Below are 18,739 nucleotides of genomic sequence, written 5' to 3'. Positions count from 1 at the left end.
TGTTATCCTTGCGCTTCATCGAGATTGACCAATGCGGATGTGAACGGGGTCTGCTGCCGCCACAACGCAACGACTTCCTCATAGTTAGGATCTGCCTCCATCGGGATACCCCAGCCACCGGGAACCATCGAGTCTTCGGGGCTTGTTTCGTCACACACCACCGGGTCGGCGCTGTCGGGTCGCTTGTCCTTCGGCGGTGGCTCAATCATCGTGCGCATTGGGATGCCGACGCCTTCGCCAAGAATGATCGCCTCACCCGTACGCAGGATGGGCAACATACTAGTGAGACCTTCGAGATTCTCGGAAATTGCGCCCGTGATCTTCGACCGGTCGTTGCCGTTGGACAGGCGCAACGCAAAGAAGGTGCCGCATTGCGACAGAATCGTCGAATTGATCTCGGAGGGGCGCTGGCTGACGATCATCGCACCAATCCCGTATTTTCTTCCTTCCTTGACGATGCGCTGCACCACGGTTGAAGCACGCCCGCCGATGTCACCATTGAGGTAGGTATGGGCCTCCTCGAGCACCAGCAGCAGCGGGCGCTCGCGGCCGCCCTGCGACAGGTGACGCGCCCAGAACAGGCAGTCGTATATCAGCCGAAGGAGAATACCGATCACGTCGTTGGTGATTGCGCTCGGAACGCCTGACAGGTCGAGAATGGTGACCGGCCGGTCCGACCCGATCCACCCTTTGATCAGCCTTGCCAACGTCTCATCGGTCTTTCCCTCCGGATCGGGATCCCATGCGCCAGGTCGCAGAAAGAAATTATACCGGGGGATACGAAGCTTAGCACCAAACGCCTCGAGCTGCGCACGTATGTTTAAGGCCTCGGGCAGATAGTTGATCTTCTCGTCGTCGCCCGCCACGCTTTTGACCTCGCGAAAGCGCGGAGGGAGGCCCTTTGACGCGTCACCCTTGATCGGCTGGCCCTGTGCATCAAGCTTGTATGCCCAGTTTTCCTCGACCGGGAGTTTGCCCTTACCGGAGAAATAGGTGCCGAACTCCTGGCAATACAGATCGTACCACAGCTTCTTGATATCGAACGGAATGGGCGAATCGGCGTTCACCGCCTCTGGATCGATGTCGCTGTCCTCATCCGCTTCGACCGTCGCGACCTTCGCTGCGATGATGCGCTCCATGATGAGATTTCTGGCCTTCGAATCCGCCGGAAAGGATCCGAAGGTGAGGCTCATCAGTTCATCAAATTCCATCGCCCAGAACGGCAGGCACAGCCGTTCCTGATCTGTCTTGCTGGCGTCAATGTTGACCTTGTAGACATGAGCACGATCCGCAAACGCGGCTTGATATTCGCCATGGATGTCGAGGATCAAGATACGCGACGACGGATAGTTTTTCGACGACGACAGGCATCGTACGACGCTGGCTACGGTGGTTGATTTTCCCGAGCCCGTCGTCCCCACCACCGCGCTGTGCCGAGTGACTAGTTTGTTGATATCCACGAGCGCGTCGATCGACTGAGATCCCGCGATGTGGCCGACCTTCACGAGGTGATGCTGCTTACCGCGCCGTCCGTAGATCCGCTCGAGATCGCGTTGCGACACCAGATGGACGTCGTCATCGATAGTTGGATATTGCGAGACACCTCGCCGGAACTGACCACCGGCCGAACCCTCTCCGATGAGCTGGACCTTGAGCCAGCGATATCCGGCGCCTCCGTTGTCCGCCAAAGTCTCGGGAATGGCGCTTGCGCCGACTTGCGAAACAATGCCGAACAGATCGGCATAGCCGACCGGGATGCGTACGAAGCTACCGATCTGGCCGATTCGATATCCCTGACCATCAACGAAGGTCAGGCCCGAAAGCTGTGCGCCGGTAAACGCGACACTGACCGAAGTGCCATTAACATCCTGAACAGTTCCGATGAGGGTTGGCGACATGCTATTCATGAGCTGTGCTTTGCAGTTCGTCGCGGCTCAGCGAACGCAGCAGCAAGCCCAGATTCGCAAAATCGCCAAGGTTGAGCTGACAGGGAATTCGGCCCTCATTCTCGTCGGTTTCCACGCCAAGAAGGTGAATGACCTCCTGCGCCAGCCCACCTGGCTCCGACACGCCGACGCTAATCCAGCCCGCTCGCCGGCGGCCGATGATCGCCTCGTCCTGCGCAGCGATCACGAGATTGGGGGTCTGCTGCCCGCATGTGATGGCCTTGGCATAGCCTGCGCCTCCCAACGAGCCGAAGAGAAAGGCGTGCACCATCGCGGTCGGATTGTTCTTGAGGCTGCTCACGATGATATCGTTGATATGATCGTCGCTGAACGAGTATCCAGACATGAATAGAATCGAAGAGGGGCAGCTGATAAAATCCTTCAATCGATCCATCAGAGCCAGATACGGCATCTTCCGGCTCTGATCGAACTTCAGATGCGACGGATAGATCAAGTGCTTCTGTCCAGGCTCGATCTTTTCTGAACGGATGACTGATCCAGCCGCGGCATTCTGCGAGGGCTTCAGTTTCCAGTTAATCGACCCATGTATCTTCCAGAGCCTGAGCCAGCGCGGACCAATCAGTTTTTCGTTCTCGACCGCGCCGAGATCGAAGAACGCATTTCGTGATCCGATGAACCCGTCGAAATAGGGTGCGCTCGCGTCCTCGAGCGCTTCTTCCATCAGCAAATCGTAGTTGGTGGTGAAAATGTGCACGGGTTTGTCGCGGGACAGCGACCGCGCCCATATCGCCAGGTCGTGATAAGGACCTTCTTTGGTCGGAAGATTTCTGTCGACAATGTCGGAGATGATCTCGCAGATCGACCGGTCGAGCTGTTCAAGCTCCGCTGCGTTGAATCCGCGCACCGAGCCCTTGCCTGCGACTTGCGACATTGAGCGGATCATCGATAACGCATCTTCGATATTAAACTGCGCCTTTTCGTCCTCAACAAACAGCTTTGCCAGGCGGTCGTACAGGCTCTCTTTAGCGCCGGCCGGTGTTTTGAGCTTCGCGGCAATCATGTTGGTGAGGCCGGCAACGTCCGGAATGATCGGTTCGTTGACGGTTTGCCCACCTTCGAGCTGGCGCTCGACACGGACGGCCAGCGGGCACCCTGCGCCGATGAAGAAACCAACATGTTTCTTGTTCTGCGACAGCGACTGGCGAATGTAGTCGAGTTGCCTCGACGCGTCGTGATAGGTCACAATACCCCCCTGGTGTCGACTTCCTATTCATCATGCATGGGGTCAAAAGTCGAGAAGCGCCCGCTAAATTCCACCGTTCCGGTTCCGAATCCAGCCTCGTTGGTCTAACCGATCGCCGCTGGCTCGCGCAGGTCATTCGAAACGGTCTGCTTGACCTTGGCACGGTCGAACCGGTGGGCGGTCCGTTCGCGATCAACGAAGCGGCCAGTCTGCTCCGTGGCCCTCTTATGTCGTTTTGCGATACCGGTCGGGAGAGCGTTGAACGATAGCTACCGATAACAGCTGCCATTCAAATTGCTGCATGTGAACGGCAGCACTTTCTTACGCTTCACCGTTCCGCGTCGTCGACACGTCTCTCACGGCCACCAGACAGTCAACATGAATGGGCGACCGAAGCGGAGAGTCGAGCGGGGCGGCCAGAACGTCCGATTCTGGGTCTTCCTCTCGGAGAAGCTGCCGAGTTGGTGACGACCCAGTTGGGTCATCCGCCTTTCGGTCGTGGCAGACGACCGGCCAGCAGCTCGGCCATTTTGCCCATCGTCTCGGCCATACCGGCGTTGACCTCTTCAATCGCTTCGAGGCCGCCCGGGTTTGCGGCGCGCACTGCCTCCACGTGGGCGCGCCAAGTCTTCAGGTCGTGCATGATGAAGCCCGAATCGGCGACGCGGCTTTTATGGAATCCGCGGGCCGAGGTGCTGAGATGTTGCGCGGTGCGATACGCCTGAAGCCGCGTCATGCGATCCCGCCTGAACATTTGGCGGGCCCGCGCGCGACCTTCGGCCATCGTCGCGTTGATAAGCACCGCCCCATAAAAAGGTACGTCGGATGTCGGCGTTTCACCATGGTCGGCCCACGACAAACGAGAATGCGGGTACCACAAGCCGTCTGGCATCTCGTAAAATTCGACGGGCTTGAGCAAGAAATCGTCGGGCGAGGCGCGGACCTCGACGTCGAAGCTAGTCTCATGGCTGTCGAGCCAAGAGATGGTGAGCGCTTGTACCTGCGTGTCGTCAAACATGATCCCGTCGGGACCGCGCAGACCGTCGAGCACCGCCTTGGCGTAATTGTCGACGTCAGCGGTGTCCGAGGTTTCGAGGATCGTCTGCACGTCCATGAACAGGGTTATGGTGAGCTGAATCTCACCGGAGAAGAAGAAGCGATTTGTCACCTCGCCCCGGATTTGCTCGCGAAACGCACGCAGCTTCGCACCGCCGTCGCGGTACGGCACGGGCGCGAAAGCAAAGCGATGCTGCCAGTCGCCGAACATCGGATTGATACCAGCGTCTGCGCCGCGCCGCTCGAAGGCCAAAGCATCATCATCCATCATCGGTGCTTCCTAAGGGGTCGGCCCCAGCGTCGGCAACTGTTGGCTGAGGCTCGCCGAAGCTGTCGTTCTGCTCATGTGAATCGGCGGCAGGTCGCGGGGAGCGGCAGGGGCGGCTGGGATTTGGTCTCGGTCGCCGTAGGTGGTTATGTGCCACGCTTTGGTTTCCGCGGCTTGGGTGGCGGCAGCTCGGCTGCCGTAACGCGCAGCAGCTCGCCTAGCCATTCAGCATCGTCCCATCGATCGGCCGCGATAAGCATCTGCGGTTTGGCCCCTCGATATGGCGGCGCATCCGACACCGGCTCGGCGTGAGCGCGGCCCGATACCGTCGGCTTAACGAAGAGCTGATCGTCGCAAACCGACCCGATCATTTTGCCGTCGACGTAAACGCCGTACTCACCGAACATCGGCTTGGCCGTCACCGCGCCGGCACCGGTCACCTGTTCAAGCAGGAAATCGACTGTGCGTCGCTGCGTGGCCATATGACGAATCTAACGGGCGAACGTCGCTATGGGCAACAGACCGGCTATGGTTTCTGACGCCGGACGCCGTGAACGAACGGCCGCTTTCGGGCACGGTCAAGGCGCCGCTGAATGGCCGAAAGTGGGTCTTGGCTCAGATTACGATGCTCGAAGGTGTCCATTGCGGCACCTGTTGATCCTGCCACAGCCGGAGCCGCCGCCATTCCAGTGCATCATACACTACTGCGCTGTTCTGAGCGCTGCTCAAGGGTAGTGCAGCGGCGGCCTCACGTAGGAAGCGGGGCCGTAGGGCATCATCGTCCAGATAGGCGGCGTCCCACCATCGAATAATCCGATCGCGTGCGTTGGCCATGGCTGCGGCCGAGGGCAGCCGATCACGCTTCTCATGTTGGTTGACGCGAGTGAGGGCCGGCATAAGGTTCCAAAGGTCGGCGCACGGCCAGACCGACCACGGTAAACAATGGTCTATGTCGAAACAGTTCGGTTTGAGCGGTCGTCCTGTCCAGACGCACGTCATCGGTAATCCACGATCAAGCAAGCGTCCTGCGATGTCGCGTCCAAGAGACGTGGACCTAGCCGGTTCAACCCAGGCCAGTGCCGTTTCAGCGACTCCCGGGGGAACAGCCAGGCCCATGCGATCGGCATAGGTGCGCATGAGGCGGGACCATTCCGCGACAAGCATTGGTTCGATCCAGGAACCGAAACGGGACATGGCACGCCACAGGTGGCCCGGCACTTCGATTAAACCCCAGCCACGTAGCGTCTCGATGTCGAGGACGGTCACGAGTGCAACCGTCCGTCGTGGACGGGTAACCCCGAACACCTGCGCGTCGCTGTTGGGATAACGGGTAAAGGTTGCGGGCATCCTGGCAATGATATGCGCTGCCCTCGAAATGGCGGAGGTGACTGCTCGGGCCTGCTCCCCGGCGAATGAACTACCGACCCGCAGTTCAATTGGCGCTGTACCGAAGGCCAGCAACGCTTCGAAACCGTCCTTGGCAAAAGCCAACCGCTCGGTGCCGACGTTGCCGGGCATCTGCGGAAGCCTTGCCCGTACCAGCGGTAGATACATTCTCAGCCAGTTCAGGGCGACAAGGCCGAGCGGTACCTCAACCGCGTCGCGACCGTCAGGTACTAGCGTAGCTGCGGCCGGCGCATATTCGGCAATGCGGGCAACGGCGCGAAGCAACGCGAGTTTGTAAGTGGACGACTTTTCGTCCGACAGGACGATCCCGCGAACCAGCGGAAGCGCGCCGGTGCCGTCATCAGGCATGCGCAGCGCCATGATGTGCCACGTTACGTCGGCGCGGCCGCCCTGATCTTCAGAGGCAGTCACCCGAAGCACTTCCAGTCCGTGCGCCCGAGCCAAGCCTTCGATCTCGCCGGTCGAGGTAGGATGCATCTGCATGCCGGATGGAGCAGTGCCGTGACGTAACGTCATCACCAGCACGCCACCGGGCTTCATCAAGGTGGCAAGTTTGCGAAAGGCACGGGGGCGGTCGAGAGGCGCAACATGCTGCCAGACAGCCGACATCAATATGAGATCATAGGCTAGCCCCAGCGCATGAACATGGTCGAGTGAGGGAAGAGCGTCATCGATCCACCGAATGCCGCTGCTTCCATGTGTCTTCGCTGCTATCTGGCGCATACCCCCAGCGGGCTCGGCAGCTACGACGTCATAACCGAGCGAGGACAGCCATGCGGCGTCACGCCCAGTCCCGGCACCAACGTCGAGGGCCATTCTGCCGCTACTGCCAGCAGAGATAATCGGCAGAACTTCCGCCAGCATCCGCTCGGAGGAGACCGCCTCGTATCGCTCGGCCAGCACGTTGGCTTTACCGTCATATGCAGCGATGACATCAAGGTAGCTGCTCAAGCGTCAAGGCCAGCAAAGCGGGCACGATGTCGGGCGACATAGTCGGGCCGGGGATGCAGTCGTGGATTCAACGGTAGGCGGACCCGCTCGCCCGGTTGCGGGAACAGCCGGATGAGCTCGGACGGTACCTTGTTGTGCGACACCAGCAGCCGGCACTCGTCATCCAAGCTGATAAGATGGCGGTCGAACAACCAGTGCGCGGTGGCCGATAAGGCGATGCCGTTCTGCACGGTGTCCGGTCCGCCGTCGGCGACGCTCCAAATATGCGCGGCTTGCGCCTCGGCTTTACCTCCGCCATTGACCATGCGCAGGCCGGTCACGGCGCAGCGATTGTCATAGGCATCGAGGACGTGGCCGCGGAATGCAGCACTGCGGATTTTGCGATTGACCAGTAGCTGCGCGACGCGCCGTTCATCGGGCGGTGAGGCCAGTAGGGCGGCGGTAGGAGCGTCGATATACCGAGGGTCAAGCTCGAGCCGGATCGCATGATCAGGTGACAGGGTGTCGGTGAGACCGCGGTTCACGATCGCTGCAAAGTCGACGTCGTCCATTGCGCGTACCGAGCGGCCGCGTAGCGTTCGACCAACGATAGCCGGGTCGTCTAGTTCGCGAAGCATGCGCTCCAAGAACCGGCCGTCCGGATCACGGTACGGCACCGGACGATCGAACTCGATGAAGTCGCTGATACGAGCATAAAACAGCCTGCGGTCGGCGGGATCAGGGTCGATGCTTTGCACGATACCCGCTGCCACATAGGATTTGCGCCCACCTGCCGAGCCCGTTTCACGATAGACGATCCAGTCGCCAAGGCACGCCTCGGCTGCACGCAGGTAGATGCGCGGGAAATGGTACCGCTCTGCGATCAGGTCGTCGTAGCGCGATGCCCCGCTGATCTCGAAAACGCCCTTCATGCCGCAATCGTGAAGCCGTTCTCAAGCTAGCGCAATCTCGCAGATCGTATTGAGCAGCCATATCTTATGGCTCAGTCTCTTCGTGAACGAATGTCTGGAGTTGGTACGCGGGGAGGGGGCCGGAATGACCGCATGTGGGTCAGGCCGTACCTATCAGCGGTGTGCCTTCAAGCGCGGCGAGCGTGCCGGTAACGCCTCGGTCGATGATGACCAAGAATACACGCTTCGCGGCCTGAACGTCGCCCGTACGGCTGAGCTCGGCGTGCGCGCGAAGGAACGCCGTGCTCCACGCTGAGGCGATCAGCCCAGCGGCTAAATGTGCGAGGGCATTATCGTCCCAGTCATGATGCTCTTCCTGGAAGAGGGCGGCCAGATCTTGAACGAAATGGTCGCGCATCTGGCGTCCGCGCGCCTTCAACGTCTCGCTGGCCAGGGCCGTCTCGACGAAGGCCTGCGTATGTTCAAACAAGGGAAAGGCCTCGGACGGCTGTTCGATCATCTGGTGGGCCAGTGCGCCCAGCGCTTCGATCGGCGAGGTTCCTGACGGGCGCGAACGGATTGTGTCGAACGCCAGATTGCGCGCTTCCTCTTCGCGGTCGAAGAACATGTCCTCCTTGCGCGGAAAGTGATTGAACACCGTCATGCGTCCGACATCGGCAGCGTTCGCGATCTCGTCGATCGTCACCTGATCGAACCCACGATCCATGAAGAGGCGGGTCGCGACGTCGGATATGGCTTGGCGGGTCGCAAGGCGCTTCCGGGTCCGTCGATCCATCCGAGCATCCTTCGCTGTATTGCTCATTATATTATACTCGGTATATACTTATGTCATATCCATTTTGGAGATGCCCTCATGGTTCCGTCAACCCGCGACGTGCTTAACTCTCGTTCCGACCACGGTGCCGTCCTCATCAGCGGTGCAAGCTTTGCCGGTCTAGCCACCGCCTATGGGTTGAGGCGGCTTGGCTATCGGGTCATCATCATTGAGGCGGCACCGGGGTTGCGACGTGGTGGCACACCCGTCGACATCGAAGGTGAGACGATCGATATCCTGAAGAGGATGGGCCTCATCGACCGTGTCAGGGCCAAGGCGCTGCCGTCTCGCCGGTTTGCGTTCAAGAATGCGGATGATTCCATCCTGGGTTCGATGGGAGTTGGAGGCGATCAAGCCTCGGAGGTACGGTACGAAATCCATCGCGATGACCTGCTGGACATCTTGTTCAATGCGGTGGCGGACGATGTCGAGCTGCTGTTCGGCCGGTCGATCACGGGGCTCGTCGAGCGCGCGGACGGGTACCGTCAAACCAAATGCACCGGCTGGTAATTGGGTGATCGTGGGGTAGGGCAGGGCATGCCCCGTCCGCGCAAGCCTGCTTCGCCGTTCCGCTACTTCAACTCGTCGCCAGAGGTGATCCGGCTGGTAGTGTTGATGTACGTGCGGTATCCGTTGAGCCTGCGGAATGTAGAAGACCTGCTGTTCGAGCGTGGGATCGACATCTGTCACGAGACGGTGCGACTGTGGTGGAACAGATTTGGTCCGCTGTTCGCCGGTGACATCCGCCGCCAGCGGGTGAGCCGGATGCGCGGCTTTCGTCACTGGCGCTGGCATCTCGACGAGATGTACGTGAAGCTGGACGGCGAAATGGTTTACCTGTGGCGGGCGGTGGATCACGAGGGTGAGGTGCTGGAAAGCTATATCACGCGCACCCGCGACAAGGCGGCTGCGCTTGCGTTCATGAAGAAGGCGCTGAAGCGCCACGGCTCACCCGAGGTGATCACGACCGATGGTCTGCGCAGCTACCGTGCCGCCATGAACGACCTTGGCAATGCCGAGAAGCAGGAGGTCGGTCGCTGGGCGAACAACCGGGTGGAAAACAGCCACCTGCCGTTCCGACGACGGGAGCGGGCGATGCAGCGGTTCCGGCAGATGAAGACGCTGCAAAAGTTCGCCTCGGTTCATGCCAACGTCCACAACCACTTCAGCCTGGAACGCCACCTCATCGATCGACAGACCTACCGGGAACGACGCTCTGCCGCACTGGCGGAGTGGCAGGCGCTCGTCAGCTGAACGTCGCCGTCAAAGACCTAAATGCATCGTGTAGAGACCGGTTCGCATTAGACTGACAGCACCGGGCGGGCATCACCGACTTCGACGTGATCGGCATCAGTTATTACAAGAAGTGGTCGACCCGCTCCATGAAGCAGCTGGGCGCGACGATCGCGCGGGTGCGCCGCCGCTTTGGCAAGGACGTGATCGTGGTGGAGACCGCCTATCCGTTCACCAACGAGAATGCCGACGCCTCGCCCAATCTACTCGGCCCCGACACGTTGGTCGCCGGCTATCCGGCGACACCGGACGGGCAGCGTCGATACCTGATCGACCTGACGCACACCGTGGTGGACGGCGGCGGCGTGGGCGTGGTCTATTGGGAGCCGAACTGGGTATCGACCCGCTGCGGCACACGGTGGGGCAAAGGCTCTAACTGGGAGAACGCGGCGTGGTTCGACTATCGCCGCACCGAGGCGCTTCCGGCGTTCGATTTCCTAAGCCATCGGTACATGCGTTAAAGGTGGAATTTCATGCCGCCTGAATGCGAGTGAACGCGGCGACACATCGTCAACATCGTTCGCGCGTCAGTAGAGCATGGACGGCGCGACATTCAGCGGCGCTCTTGCTGAATGGAATGAGCGGCAGGTCTGCCGTAGCAGGAATTCGGTCGCTCCTGTCTGGTTGTGGGTCGCCCTTGTCATATGGCCTTCGCCTTTCAACAGGCGGGAGCTTCATCAAACCCGGTGAAATTGAACGCAACGCGATTTCGTCCGCCCGCCTTGGCCCTGTACAGCGCACGATCGGCGTCGCCATACAGGGCAGCGAAGGGTCCGCTGGCAGTGCCATGAGCCACACCGATGCTCACGGTCACCTCCGGGTGAATACCGTCATCGCTGGTTCCGATTTCTGTGCGCACGTGATCAGCGAACCGTTCAAGAGCGTGGGCAGGAATGCCGCTGATGCCGATCAGAAACTCCTCGCCGCCAAGTCGGCCGGCTAAACAGGTGTAGCGATCTTCCAACGCGCGGAGGCGCATACTCATTCTAACCAGTACGGCGTCGCCTACCTCATGGCCGAACTGATCGTTGATGCTCTTGAACCTATCGACATCGATCAGCAGCAAACCAAATGGCGTTCGATGTAATTGGCCGAACGCCTGCTCGCAGCGACGCACGAAACCCCGCCTGTTGAGGAGGCCAGTCAGGGCGTCACGATCCGCCACTTCCGCCAGAATCATCTCTGAGGCGATCGCGGCATCCCGTTCGATCCGCAACACGCCCAGGCGACGCGTCGTCAGCGCAGAAAGACAGATCGCCTGGAAAGCCGATGCGAACAGCACCGCGATCTGGGCACCGCCACCAAAGAGGCTCGTACTAAAGTCGAAGACCTGCGTTGCCGCCAGCATCAGCATAGGGACAGCCCACGCTACGAGGAGATCACGTGCGTCCCGTTCGCCCCGCCGGTAGCCAACGACGAGCCCCGATCCGATCGTCGCCAGGATCGATAGCGTGAGAATCGCAAGCCCAGTACCAATCATGGCTAGATCTGCGCTCGGCAGAGCCGACCACACACCAAGAATGACGACAGCAACGGCGGCATAGGAGATTGCGTGCCGTATCCGGCGTGGCAACACGTTCTTCAAGACACTGGTCGCACTGAGGTTCGCGAAAAGGATTGCAAGGCAGGAAAGGACGGTTGCAAGCTGGCTGGATGAAGTGCCGGCGAGTTGTGGGAGGAGGAAAAGCGCACCCTGCGACCAGACGATCCCCCAACAGACCATCATGGTCGCCCATAGTCCATGCCACAGAAAGAGCCGCCGGCGGACCGCAACGGCGAGAGCGAAATTGTAAAGGGCGGTGACTGCCAACAGGGCTATCGCCGCGCCAATCAGGGCAGCGCACAGCTCGAATTGGCGTGGAGTCACATCGGCCGTAACGAGGCGAACCCTGAGCAAGCCGTAGCTCTGAAGGCGGTCAATCTTCAGCCAGACACTCGTCATAGGCACTATGTGCCGACGCGGCTGAAACTCGATTTGGCCGCCAATCCGCCAATGATGCGCGAATGCTCCCCGTCGCACTTCCTGGGTTTCATCTGATCCATCGGCGAACGCGAAGATCACCTTCAGACGGTCGAAACGGGTCGTGTGTACGAGGACGGCCGTAGGGTCGGGCCAGCTGCCCGTTGGCAAACGCAGCCACAATGTCCCCCCGTCATATCCAGAGGGAACTCCGGCGCAGTCCATCACGGAAGGTGATCGATCACCTGTACCAGCAGGAGTAACGGCGAAGCAGATGTTCGCCGGTGGCGACGCCAAGGCTTGAGGACTGACTGTGGCCACCACCAGAGTCGCCAGTGCGCGTCGCACAACCCGTCCGATGGCACCTTTGAACATCGAGCAGCCCACGCTTCGCAACCTCAATCTCGGGTCCGTGGCACGCAACCGATGTGATTATCAACTCTCCTGGCTGCTGGGACCGTTGCCCGGAACGATCCGGTTTAGATGGGGAAACTAAGATATAACCGGTTCTAGGATCAAAACGGCCACTTGCTTGTCGATCGAAGGTGGTCATTCAATGCTGTCCCGGCTATCATCCAGTCTTGACGAAATACGCCTAAATATTGAACCAGTTAGCGGATTGCCGTCAAGTCTCGATGCATGTATGAAGCCAATTGCAAGCTATCGGAGATTTGCCCGAAAACGCTCTGCTTTTGATTCGAAAGGCTACCAATTTTCATAACCGGGGCGAGGTGGCGGGGCGTTCCACGATCGGGAGTTAACGATGCTCTGGTGGCGGCACGCGGAGGCGACCCTCCACCCTCTTCGCCGCCGCATCCACGCGGATCGGGAAGGGGACTGCCGTTCGTCTTGGGTCAGTTCAGAATGTTAGCCTTTTGATGTCTGAACGGGCGTCGATCCGGTGCGCTCAGTCAGCGATCGGTGTGCGCCGATCAGGCCAACTCAGGAACAGGAGAACGGCAATCATCACGATGTTGAGAAGGATTGGCGGGAGGTTGGCCCAGTGACTGACCGGAATGGGGATGAAGGGGCTCACGCCGAAGACGTAGGTCGCCCCTGCCTCGGCGGCAGCTAGATTCACGAGGCCGGTCAAGGGCACGATCGCCAGAGTGATCGGACGATCCGTGCGGATCAGACCTCCGCGTGCGAGGAGCAGAACGGTCAACAGGCAGTAGACCGCGAACGATGCTGTGGTGAAGGGAACGCCCCATCCCCACAGGCGGACCTCGATCGGTCCGCTCCGCCGCATGACCTCCTCGTACGCGTCGGATCCCGTCTCAATACCTCTCAGGTTGGCGATCCGGGTTCTCCAGGAGACCGCCCGCTCACCTCTTGCTGGCGGTTCGCCAGCACCGGTCCAGGAAAGATAGACCGTCGCCCAAACCGTGTCCCCGGGATTGATCAGCGATGCCGCGGACGTGAATTCGCCATCGTTCACGCGGGTCCACTGCAGCTGGGGAGCGGCGCCCGCAAGGAGTGGCTGGTTCCCAACTCCGACAATCCTCCAGTTCTTCTCGGACTTGATCGACAACGGCTCTACCATATCCGCGGGCAAAATCGGAGTGGCTCCGGTGTTTTCGAGAGTGGCCTGGATGATTCTGAGGTTGCGAACGGGTTCTCCTCCACTGAGAACGGTCACTTGGACCGTCGAGCCTCGGCTGAGATCGTCGAGGGGATCGGTCGGCCCGATGTAGCTCGCCTTCAGACGTTTCGGGGGGACGCCACCCCAATTTGCGGTGTCGATCGTCGCGCGGAGCGCGACCCATCCTACCAGCAGCGTCGCCGCTATTGAAAGCGCCGCGATGGTCCTATCGATCGTTCTGCCTACTGCCATCTGTCGCCTCCCGGCTCTCCATCGCCGATCCCGCGCCGCGATGCCAGCTAGCCGGTCGGCTGCACGTACATCCAAGTGCGGGAGCGGAGGACGTAGCCGCTCATGCTGGCGAAATAATGCCGTCTGCCTTAGCTGGCGGATGATCGCGCATGCGCTTCCATGTCGAAAATCGTCCACAATGGTGGGCGCAACGCGGCGCGGCACGGCATGACGCTCGCCCGTCGATGGTCGCCCCTCGTTGTGCCGGTCGCGATCCTCCTGGCGTCCCTACTGAGTGCCGGGCCTTTGCTTTTAAGTGAGAGCGGACCCGGCGGAGGCATAAAATTTGACCGAGATCGTGTCTCAACTTCATCCCGGCTGGTTGTCGAGGGAGCCTGTTCAATTGCACCCATGGCTCGAGTCTGGCTGGTTCGGGTTGATTCCACTCAGGTGATCTGGTCTTCTCGGACGAGCGAAGAATTGATTTCGCGGATGTCCGAGGCAAGCGCATCGATGCGTGAAGGCAGGGCGTCCCAGGCGAACATGAAGCGCGCACCCCCGCCGATGAAGGTGTAGAAGCGCCATCCGCGGACCCGCAACTCCTGCAGCAGCTCCGCAGGAGCCGTGAGGAAGACCCCATTTGCCTCTACCGGGAAGAGCAGGTCCACGCCCGGCAAGCCCTCGACTTGCCTCGCGAGCCTCTTCGCGCAGGCGTTGCCATGTCGGGCGTTGTCCAGCCAGGCGCCGCTTTCCAACAGCCCGACCCAAGGTGCAGATAGGAACCGCATCTTGGAAGCGAGCTGTCCTGCCTGCTTGCAGCGGTAGCCAAAGTCTTCGGCCAAGGCACGGTCGAAGAAGATGACGGCCTCGCCTACCGCCATGCCGTTTTTGGTGCCGCCGAAGCAGAGCACGTCGACGCCCGCCTGCCACGTGATCTCGCAAGGCGCGCAGCCAAGCGTTGCGCATGCGTTGGCGAAGCGGGCGCCGTCCATGTGAAGCTTGAGTCCAAGGTCCCGGCAAACCGCCGAAATCGCCCGGATCTCATCTCGACTGTATACCTGACCGTTCTCGGTAGGCTGCGTGATCGTGACGACACGCGGCTTCGGAAAGTGGATGTCGGAACGACCGGTCGCCATGGTCCGGATCGCATCCGGCGTCAGCTTGCCTACGGCTGAAGGTGCCAGCAGGAGCTTCGACCCGTTCGAGAAGAACTCCGGGGCACCGCACTCGTCGGTTTCGACTTGTGCGATCGAGGAGCAGATCACGCTGTGATAGGATTGGCACAGGGCCGCTAGCGCCAATGAGTTGGCCGCCGTGCCATTGAAGACGAAGAAGACCTCGCAGTCGATCTTGAAGAGCGCGCGGAAGAAATCCGCAGCACGCTCGGTCCATTCGTCGTCGCCGTAGGCCACCGCCGACCCGCCATTGGCCGCCATCGTGGCTTCGAGAACTTCCGGACAGGCTCCTGCATAGTTGTCGCTGGCAAATTGCTGGTCGGTGTCCGTCACGTCTTCACCCCGTCTCGAGCCTTGGCATCGATCCAGTCGGACGAACGACGAAGTGGCGCATGATCCCGTTTTTGCCGGTCCGGCCACATCCTCCTGTTACCAGGAGCGCCACCTTGCCCGGGAGCAGGTTGGCGTCGGCGTTCGAGCCGACTCTTGATGCTTGAGCGCCCACTACTTAGGTCTTGAGAACCGGTCAATCAGAAGCTCCACGGATCGTTGCACTCATCTCATCGTCTGCATGTGGGGGGGCGAGGTGATCCACGCTTGTCAGCAGCGGTGTCGCGCAGTTCGCCACGCAGCTGCACAGGGCGCCCCGAGCAACGTACAGCGGAATTGGGATGATTCGCGCTCAGGACCATTCCGTTGGGCGGTCCCTGTCGCGACGTGAAGACTGGGCACATCGAACGCAAGCGACTATGATGGTAGATGGCCGCTAGCGGCACCAGTCATGGAAGCGTCATGTGGCGGACAATGGTTGGCGGGGGAATTCAGTGCTGCGGTAGGCGCGACCGCTGGCTGCGCAGTTCGCCCCAACAGCATGTGACCGTGCCGAGACGCTTGATCAATGCGTCGGCATCCAGAGGGGCGACCGGGCGCTTGTCCGGGATCGTGATCGAAGCCGTGGTGCAGCGACATCCTGCGGTCTTGAAAGGACCTTCAGCCAAATTAGCGAGGCCCGTTGCTACAGCAGCCCCGACGGATGCATCCGGGCGCCGCTGGCGGTCGCCAGCCGGTACGAACTAAACTGGTAGGAAACATGTGCCGCAGGCCCGGGATCCAGACGCCGAAGCACCATGGCGATAAATTCACCTGGAGCAGTTCACGCGCAGGCTAGATGAAAGCTTTGGAGATGTTCCGCTGATTACCTTCCCGCAGTGCGCATGGAATCAAGGCTTTGGGTGAGCGTTCAAGCTAGTTGATTCTAACTTCAAATCCTCGTGCGGGTTGCGGTATGGGAGTGATGGTCGCACAGGAGCAAACATGGAAAACGAACACAACATCACTCTCGCCACCGAATTGACCGTGGCCTGGCTCTCGAACCAGAACACTCGCGTGAGCAGTGAAGACGTTCCTGCCTTTCTTCGCTCGATGTACGAGGCGATAAGAAACCTGGATGAACCGGTCAGCGCCGAGCCAGTGAGCGTAACTCCGACGTACGAGCCCGCCGTGAGCGTACGCAAGTCTCTGGCGAGCAAGGATCATCTGATCTCGTTGATTGACGGCAGGCCATACAAGACCCTTCGTCGGCATCTTTCCGGGCATGGTCTGACGCCTGACGAGTACCGCTCGCGATATGGCCTCAAGCCGGACTATCCTATGGTTGCAGAGAGCTACTCGGAAGCCCGTCGCGACATGGCGAAGAAGATCGGATTAGGGCGCAAGCCTGGAGAGAAGGTCGTCAACGTAGCGAAGGCAGTCGGCACGAAGGCCAAGCGCGGATCGAAGGCTGCCCTTGATGCTGCCAAGCAAGCGCTTGGAACGGATGACTAATCTCCGGAAGGACGCGTCGATACGGACTCGTTCGATCATTGCCCTTCGTTTCATGACGCCTTCGTGCGTCATGAAACGAAGGTGGTCTAATTCAAGAGCATGCAGCGACGCATCGTCGTCAAGGAGGTCTACCGCCCGCCTCGACGACGCATCGGCATCGCATCTATCGTCTTCCGGAGTTCGGACGCAGAGATTGGGCGAGTTGCGCGCAGCTTGGTTGCGCCATCCTTGCCAATGAGCAGGGCCGCGAAGCCGTTGCTTGGTAGCCTGAAGCGTGCCCGCAGCTTCAATGCAGCGTCGCCAACGCCCCTTACCTTGTCGCCGACGATCTCGATCACCTTGAGATCGCGATTTTCAACCCCACGGGCCATTGAGCCATGATGTCTCGCTGTCTTTGAAGGGAGGCATCCATCTTGTCGCATGTCGAGACGAGAAGGATCCGCTTATTCCACTTGAGGTTACCCCGGTCTTTCATCCAGCGGCAACCAGAGACCATGGTTTGATGAGCTGCTACCCGTTCCTGGACCACTTGGCTGGGCGTCATCCAGCATCTGTGAGCTGCTACCCGTTCCTGGACCACTTGGCTGGGCGTCATCCAGCATCTGCCGGCAGCGGCGGGCCATGTGCCGCTGACCGGTTTACCAGAGATATCGGCGTTTTGTTGCCGATCGCGCTATGTGGTCTCACCTCGTTGTAGTCTCTGCGCCAAGCCTCGCATTTTCGTACCGCGTCGTCGAGGCTCATGAACCAGTGCTGGTTCAGGCACTCCGCCCGGAACTTGCCGTTGAAGGACTCGATGAACGCATTGTCCGTCGGCTTGCCCGGTCGGCTGAAGTCCAGCGTGACACCGCGGGTGTACGCCCACAGATCCAGGTCGCGCGAGATGAACTCGCTGCCCTGGTCAACGCGGATCGACACCGGATAGCCCATCTCGCCGCAAACTCGTTCAAGCACCTCCACGACGTCCGGCGCCCGGAAGCTGAACCGCGGCACCACCGCCGGCGAGAACCGGCTGAAGGTGTCTACCACCGTCAGGATACGCAGCTTCGGCCCCGTCGCGAGCTGGTCATGGACGAAGTCCATGGCCCACACCTCATTCGAACAAGACGCCGCGCAGCGGCCTTCTCTCAGCTTCGCCTTCACCCGACGCTTCGGCGGTTTGTGCCGCAGCTGCAGCCCCATCTCCTTGTAAAGCCGATAGACACGCTTTGCGTTCACGTCCCAGCCCTCGCGCCGGAGCAGCACATGGATGCGGCGATAGCCATACCGCACCCGCGTCTCAGCAATCTCCTTCATCCGCTTCTTCAGGTCGGCCTGATCCGCGCGGCACCCACGATAGTGGTAGCTCGACCGCTCCGCCCGGAGCACTCCACAGGCCCGCCTGATGCTGACCTGCCATGTGCTCCTGACGGCGTCGACGAGCTGCCGGCGCCGGTCAGGCCTCAGAGCTTTCGCGAGACGACATCCTGCAACATCGCCTTGTCGAGGCTCAGGTCAGCGACCAACCGCTTCAGCTTGGCGTTCTCCTCCTCGAGCTGGCGCAGCCGCCGCATCTCCGACGGCATCAGACCCGCATACTTCTTGCGCCAGGCGTAGAACGTCGCTTCGCTGATCCCGGTTTTGCGGCACACCTCACCGACGCTCGTGCCGTCCTCGGCCTGCTTCAGCACAAAGGCGATCTGCGCCTCCGAAAACTTCGACCTCTTCATTGTTCGCTCCGCTTCCTTGGCCCTCCATCATAACTGGAATTTTCCAGCTTAAAGCGGTCCAGGAAACGGGCAGCAGGTCAGTTGTAATCACGCCGCCACGCCTCACATTTTACCCGTGCGTCGTCCAAGCTCAAGAACCAGTATGCGTTGAGGCATTCGGCCCGCACCCGGCCGTTGAACGCCTCCGCAAACGCGTTGTCGGTCGGCTTTCCAGGCCTGCTGAAGTCCAGCACCACATCATGCTGGTAAGCCCACAGGTCGAGATCCTTCGAGATGAATTCCGGGCCATTATCCAGACGAATACGCTTGGGACGACCGTGTACCACGGCAATGCGCTCGAGCGTCGCACTGTTCTCGTTCGTCATGTTCTTGTCCTTCCTGTTCCGGTGGTCCGCGCGCCTTTCGCCA

At 60.4% G+C, this 18,739-nt stretch carries 16 protein-coding genes, 1 pseudogene and 1 riboswitch; of the genes and pseudogenes, 4 read left to right on the top strand and 13 right to left on the bottom strand.

Features of this window, described 5'->3' with window-relative positions:
* Positions 1-2 precede the first annotated feature (2 nt).
* From PGN12_01675 to PGN12_01645, 7 genes are all read right to left on the bottom strand, one after another.
* Positions 3-1,907, bottom strand: a complete 1,905-nt coding sequence (locus tag PGN12_01675) for an ATP-binding protein (protein ID MEH3102602.1) — start codon at positions 1,905-1,907, stop codon at positions 3-5.
* A complete protein-coding gene (locus PGN12_01670) occupies positions 1,900-3,150 on the bottom strand; it encodes an SIR2 family protein (protein ID MEH3102601.1) in 1,251 nt (416 codons plus the stop codon). The genes PGN12_01675 and PGN12_01670 overlap by 8 nt, the downstream gene beginning before the upstream one ends.
* A 481-nt stretch (positions 3,151-3,631) precedes the next feature.
* Entirely contained in the window at positions 3,632-4,477 is an 846-nt protein-coding gene (locus PGN12_01665; GenBank protein ID MEH3102600.1) for a RusA family crossover junction endodeoxyribonuclease, read from the bottom strand.
* A gap of 143 nt (positions 4,478-4,620) precedes the next feature.
* A complete protein-coding gene (locus PGN12_01660) occupies positions 4,621-4,956 on the bottom strand; it encodes a TfoX/Sxy family protein (protein MEH3102599.1) in 336 nt (111 codons plus the stop codon).
* Positions 4,957-5,089: 133 nt separating this feature from the next.
* On the bottom strand, positions 5,090-6,832 hold the full coding sequence (locus PGN12_01655; GenBank protein MEH3102598.1) for a methyltransferase domain-containing protein: 1,743 nt from the start codon (positions 6,830-6,832) through the stop codon (positions 5,090-5,092).
* Entirely contained in the window at positions 6,829-7,743 is a 915-nt protein-coding gene (locus PGN12_01650) for an HNH endonuclease (protein MEH3102597.1), read from the bottom strand. Before PGN12_01650 ends, PGN12_01655 begins: the two co-directional genes overlap by 4 nt.
* A 139-nt stretch (positions 7,744-7,882) precedes the next feature.
* Positions 7,883-8,518: a TetR/AcrR family transcriptional regulator gene (locus PGN12_01645; protein ID MEH3102596.1), complete on the bottom strand. Its 636-nt coding sequence runs from the start codon at positions 8,516-8,518 to the stop codon at positions 7,883-7,885.
* Positions 8,519-8,596: 78 nt separating this feature from the next.
* On the opposite strand from PGN12_01645, the gene PGN12_01640 reads away from it, so the two are divergent.
* The 3 genes from PGN12_01640 (at position 8,597) to PGN12_01630 (ending at position 10,311) form a co-directional block, all read left to right on the top strand.
* The gene (locus PGN12_01640; protein ID MEH3102595.1) at positions 8,597-9,067 is read left to right on the top strand and encodes an FAD-dependent monooxygenase; all 471 of its coding nucleotides are present in this window, start codon (positions 8,597-8,599) and stop codon (positions 9,065-9,067) included.
* 27 nt (positions 9,068-9,094) lie between these two features.
* On the top strand, positions 9,095-9,811 hold the full coding sequence (locus PGN12_01635) for an IS6 family transposase (protein MEH3102594.1): 717 nt from the start codon (positions 9,095-9,097) through the stop codon (positions 9,809-9,811).
* Between the two features lie 86 nt (positions 9,812-9,897).
* A complete protein-coding gene (locus PGN12_01630) occupies positions 9,898-10,311 on the top strand; it encodes a glycosyl hydrolase 53 family protein (protein ID MEH3102593.1) in 414 nt (137 codons plus the stop codon).
* Between the two features lie 197 nt (positions 10,312-10,508).
* On the opposite strand, the gene PGN12_01625 is transcribed toward PGN12_01630, so the two are convergent.
* The 3 genes from PGN12_01625 to PGN12_01615 form a co-directional block, all read right to left on the bottom strand.
* Positions 10,509-11,993 (bottom strand): diguanylate cyclase, encoded by a 1,485-nt coding sequence (locus PGN12_01625; GenBank protein ID MEH3102592.1) that lies wholly within the window; start codon positions 11,991-11,993, stop codon positions 10,509-10,511.
* Positions 11,994-12,717: 724 nt separating this feature from the next.
* Complete coding sequence (locus PGN12_01620) at positions 12,718-13,644, bottom strand: hypothetical protein (GenBank protein MEH3102591.1); 927 nt, start codon at positions 13,642-13,644, stop codon at positions 12,718-12,720.
* Positions 13,645-14,069: 425 nt separating this feature from the next.
* Positions 14,070-15,131: a low specificity L-threonine aldolase gene (locus tag PGN12_01615; protein MEH3102590.1), complete on the bottom strand. Its 1,062-nt coding sequence runs from the start codon at positions 15,129-15,131 to the stop codon at positions 14,070-14,072.
* A 57-nt stretch (positions 15,132-15,188) separates the two neighbouring features.
* Positions 15,189-15,296, bottom strand: a riboswitch (SAM-I-IV-variant riboswitch).
* Between the two features lie 816 nt (positions 15,297-16,112).
* Between PGN12_01615 and PGN12_01610 the strand changes: the two genes are divergently transcribed.
* Complete coding sequence (locus PGN12_01610) at positions 16,113-16,622, top strand: MucR family transcriptional regulator (protein ID MEH3102589.1); 510 nt, start codon at positions 16,113-16,115, stop codon at positions 16,620-16,622.
* Positions 16,623-16,750: 128 nt separating this feature from the next.
* Here PGN12_01610 and PGN12_01605 read toward each other — a convergent pair whose 3' ends face one another.
* The 3 genes and pseudogenes from PGN12_01605 to PGN12_01595 form a co-directional block, all read right to left on the bottom strand.
* On the bottom strand, positions 16,751-16,993 hold the full coding sequence (locus PGN12_01605) for a DUF4174 domain-containing protein (protein MEH3102588.1): 243 nt from the start codon (positions 16,991-16,993) through the stop codon (positions 16,751-16,753).
* Positions 16,994-17,213: 220 nt separating this feature from the next.
* A protein-coding gene (locus PGN12_01600; GenBank protein ID MEH3102587.1) for an IS3 family transposase occupies positions 17,214-18,331 on the bottom strand; the annotation gives its coding sequence in 2 pieces (ribosomal slippage) (positions 17,214-18,070 and positions 18,070-18,331; 1,119 coding nt in all).
* Positions 18,255-18,675 (bottom strand): annotated as a pseudogene (locus tag PGN12_01595) (integrase core domain-containing protein). The gene PGN12_01600 and the pseudogene PGN12_01595 overlap by 77 nt, the downstream one beginning before the upstream one ends.
* Positions 18,676-18,739: the final 64 nt, after the last annotated feature.

Origin of the sequence: Sphingomonas phyllosphaerae, assembly GCA_036946405.1 — a bacterium.
In the GTDB taxonomy this organism is placed as follows: Bacteria; Pseudomonadota; Alphaproteobacteria; order Sphingomonadales; family Sphingomonadaceae; genus Sphingomonas; species Sphingomonas phyllosphaerae_D.
This window is presented reverse-complemented; position numbering and strand designations above follow the sequence as displayed.

Coding starts and splice junctions, on each gene's coding strand:
- PGN12_01635 (MEH3102594.1), top strand. CDS start 9,095: ATGCCCCGTCCGCGCAAGCCTGCTTCGCCGTTCCGCTACTTCAACTCG.
- PGN12_01605 (MEH3102588.1), bottom strand. CDS start 16,993: ATGGCCCGTGGGGTTGAAAATCGCGATCTCAAGGTGATCGAGATCGTC.
- PGN12_01620 (MEH3102591.1), bottom strand. CDS start 13,644: ATGGCAGTAGGCAGAACGATCGATAGGACCATCGCGGCGCTTTCAATA.
- PGN12_01650 (MEH3102597.1), bottom strand. CDS start 7,743: ATGAAGGGCGTTTTCGAGATCAGCGGGGCATCGCGCTACGACGACCTG.
- PGN12_01675 (MEH3102602.1), bottom strand. CDS start 1,907: ATGAATAGCATGTCGCCAACCCTCATCGGAACTGTTCAGGATGTTAAT.
- PGN12_01645 (MEH3102596.1), bottom strand. CDS start 8,518: ATGGATCGACGGACCCGGAAGCGCCTTGCGACCCGCCAAGCCATATCC.
- PGN12_01610 (MEH3102589.1), top strand. CDS start 16,113: ATGGAAAACGAACACAACATCACTCTCGCCACCGAATTGACCGTGGCC.
- PGN12_01660 (MEH3102599.1), bottom strand. CDS start 4,956: ATGGCCACGCAGCGACGCACAGTCGATTTCCTGCTTGAACAGGTGACC.
- PGN12_01640 (MEH3102595.1), top strand. CDS start 8,597: ATGGTTCCGTCAACCCGCGACGTGCTTAACTCTCGTTCCGACCACGGT.
- PGN12_01665 (MEH3102600.1), bottom strand. CDS start 4,477: ATGATGGATGATGATGCTTTGGCCTTCGAGCGGCGCGGCGCAGACGCT.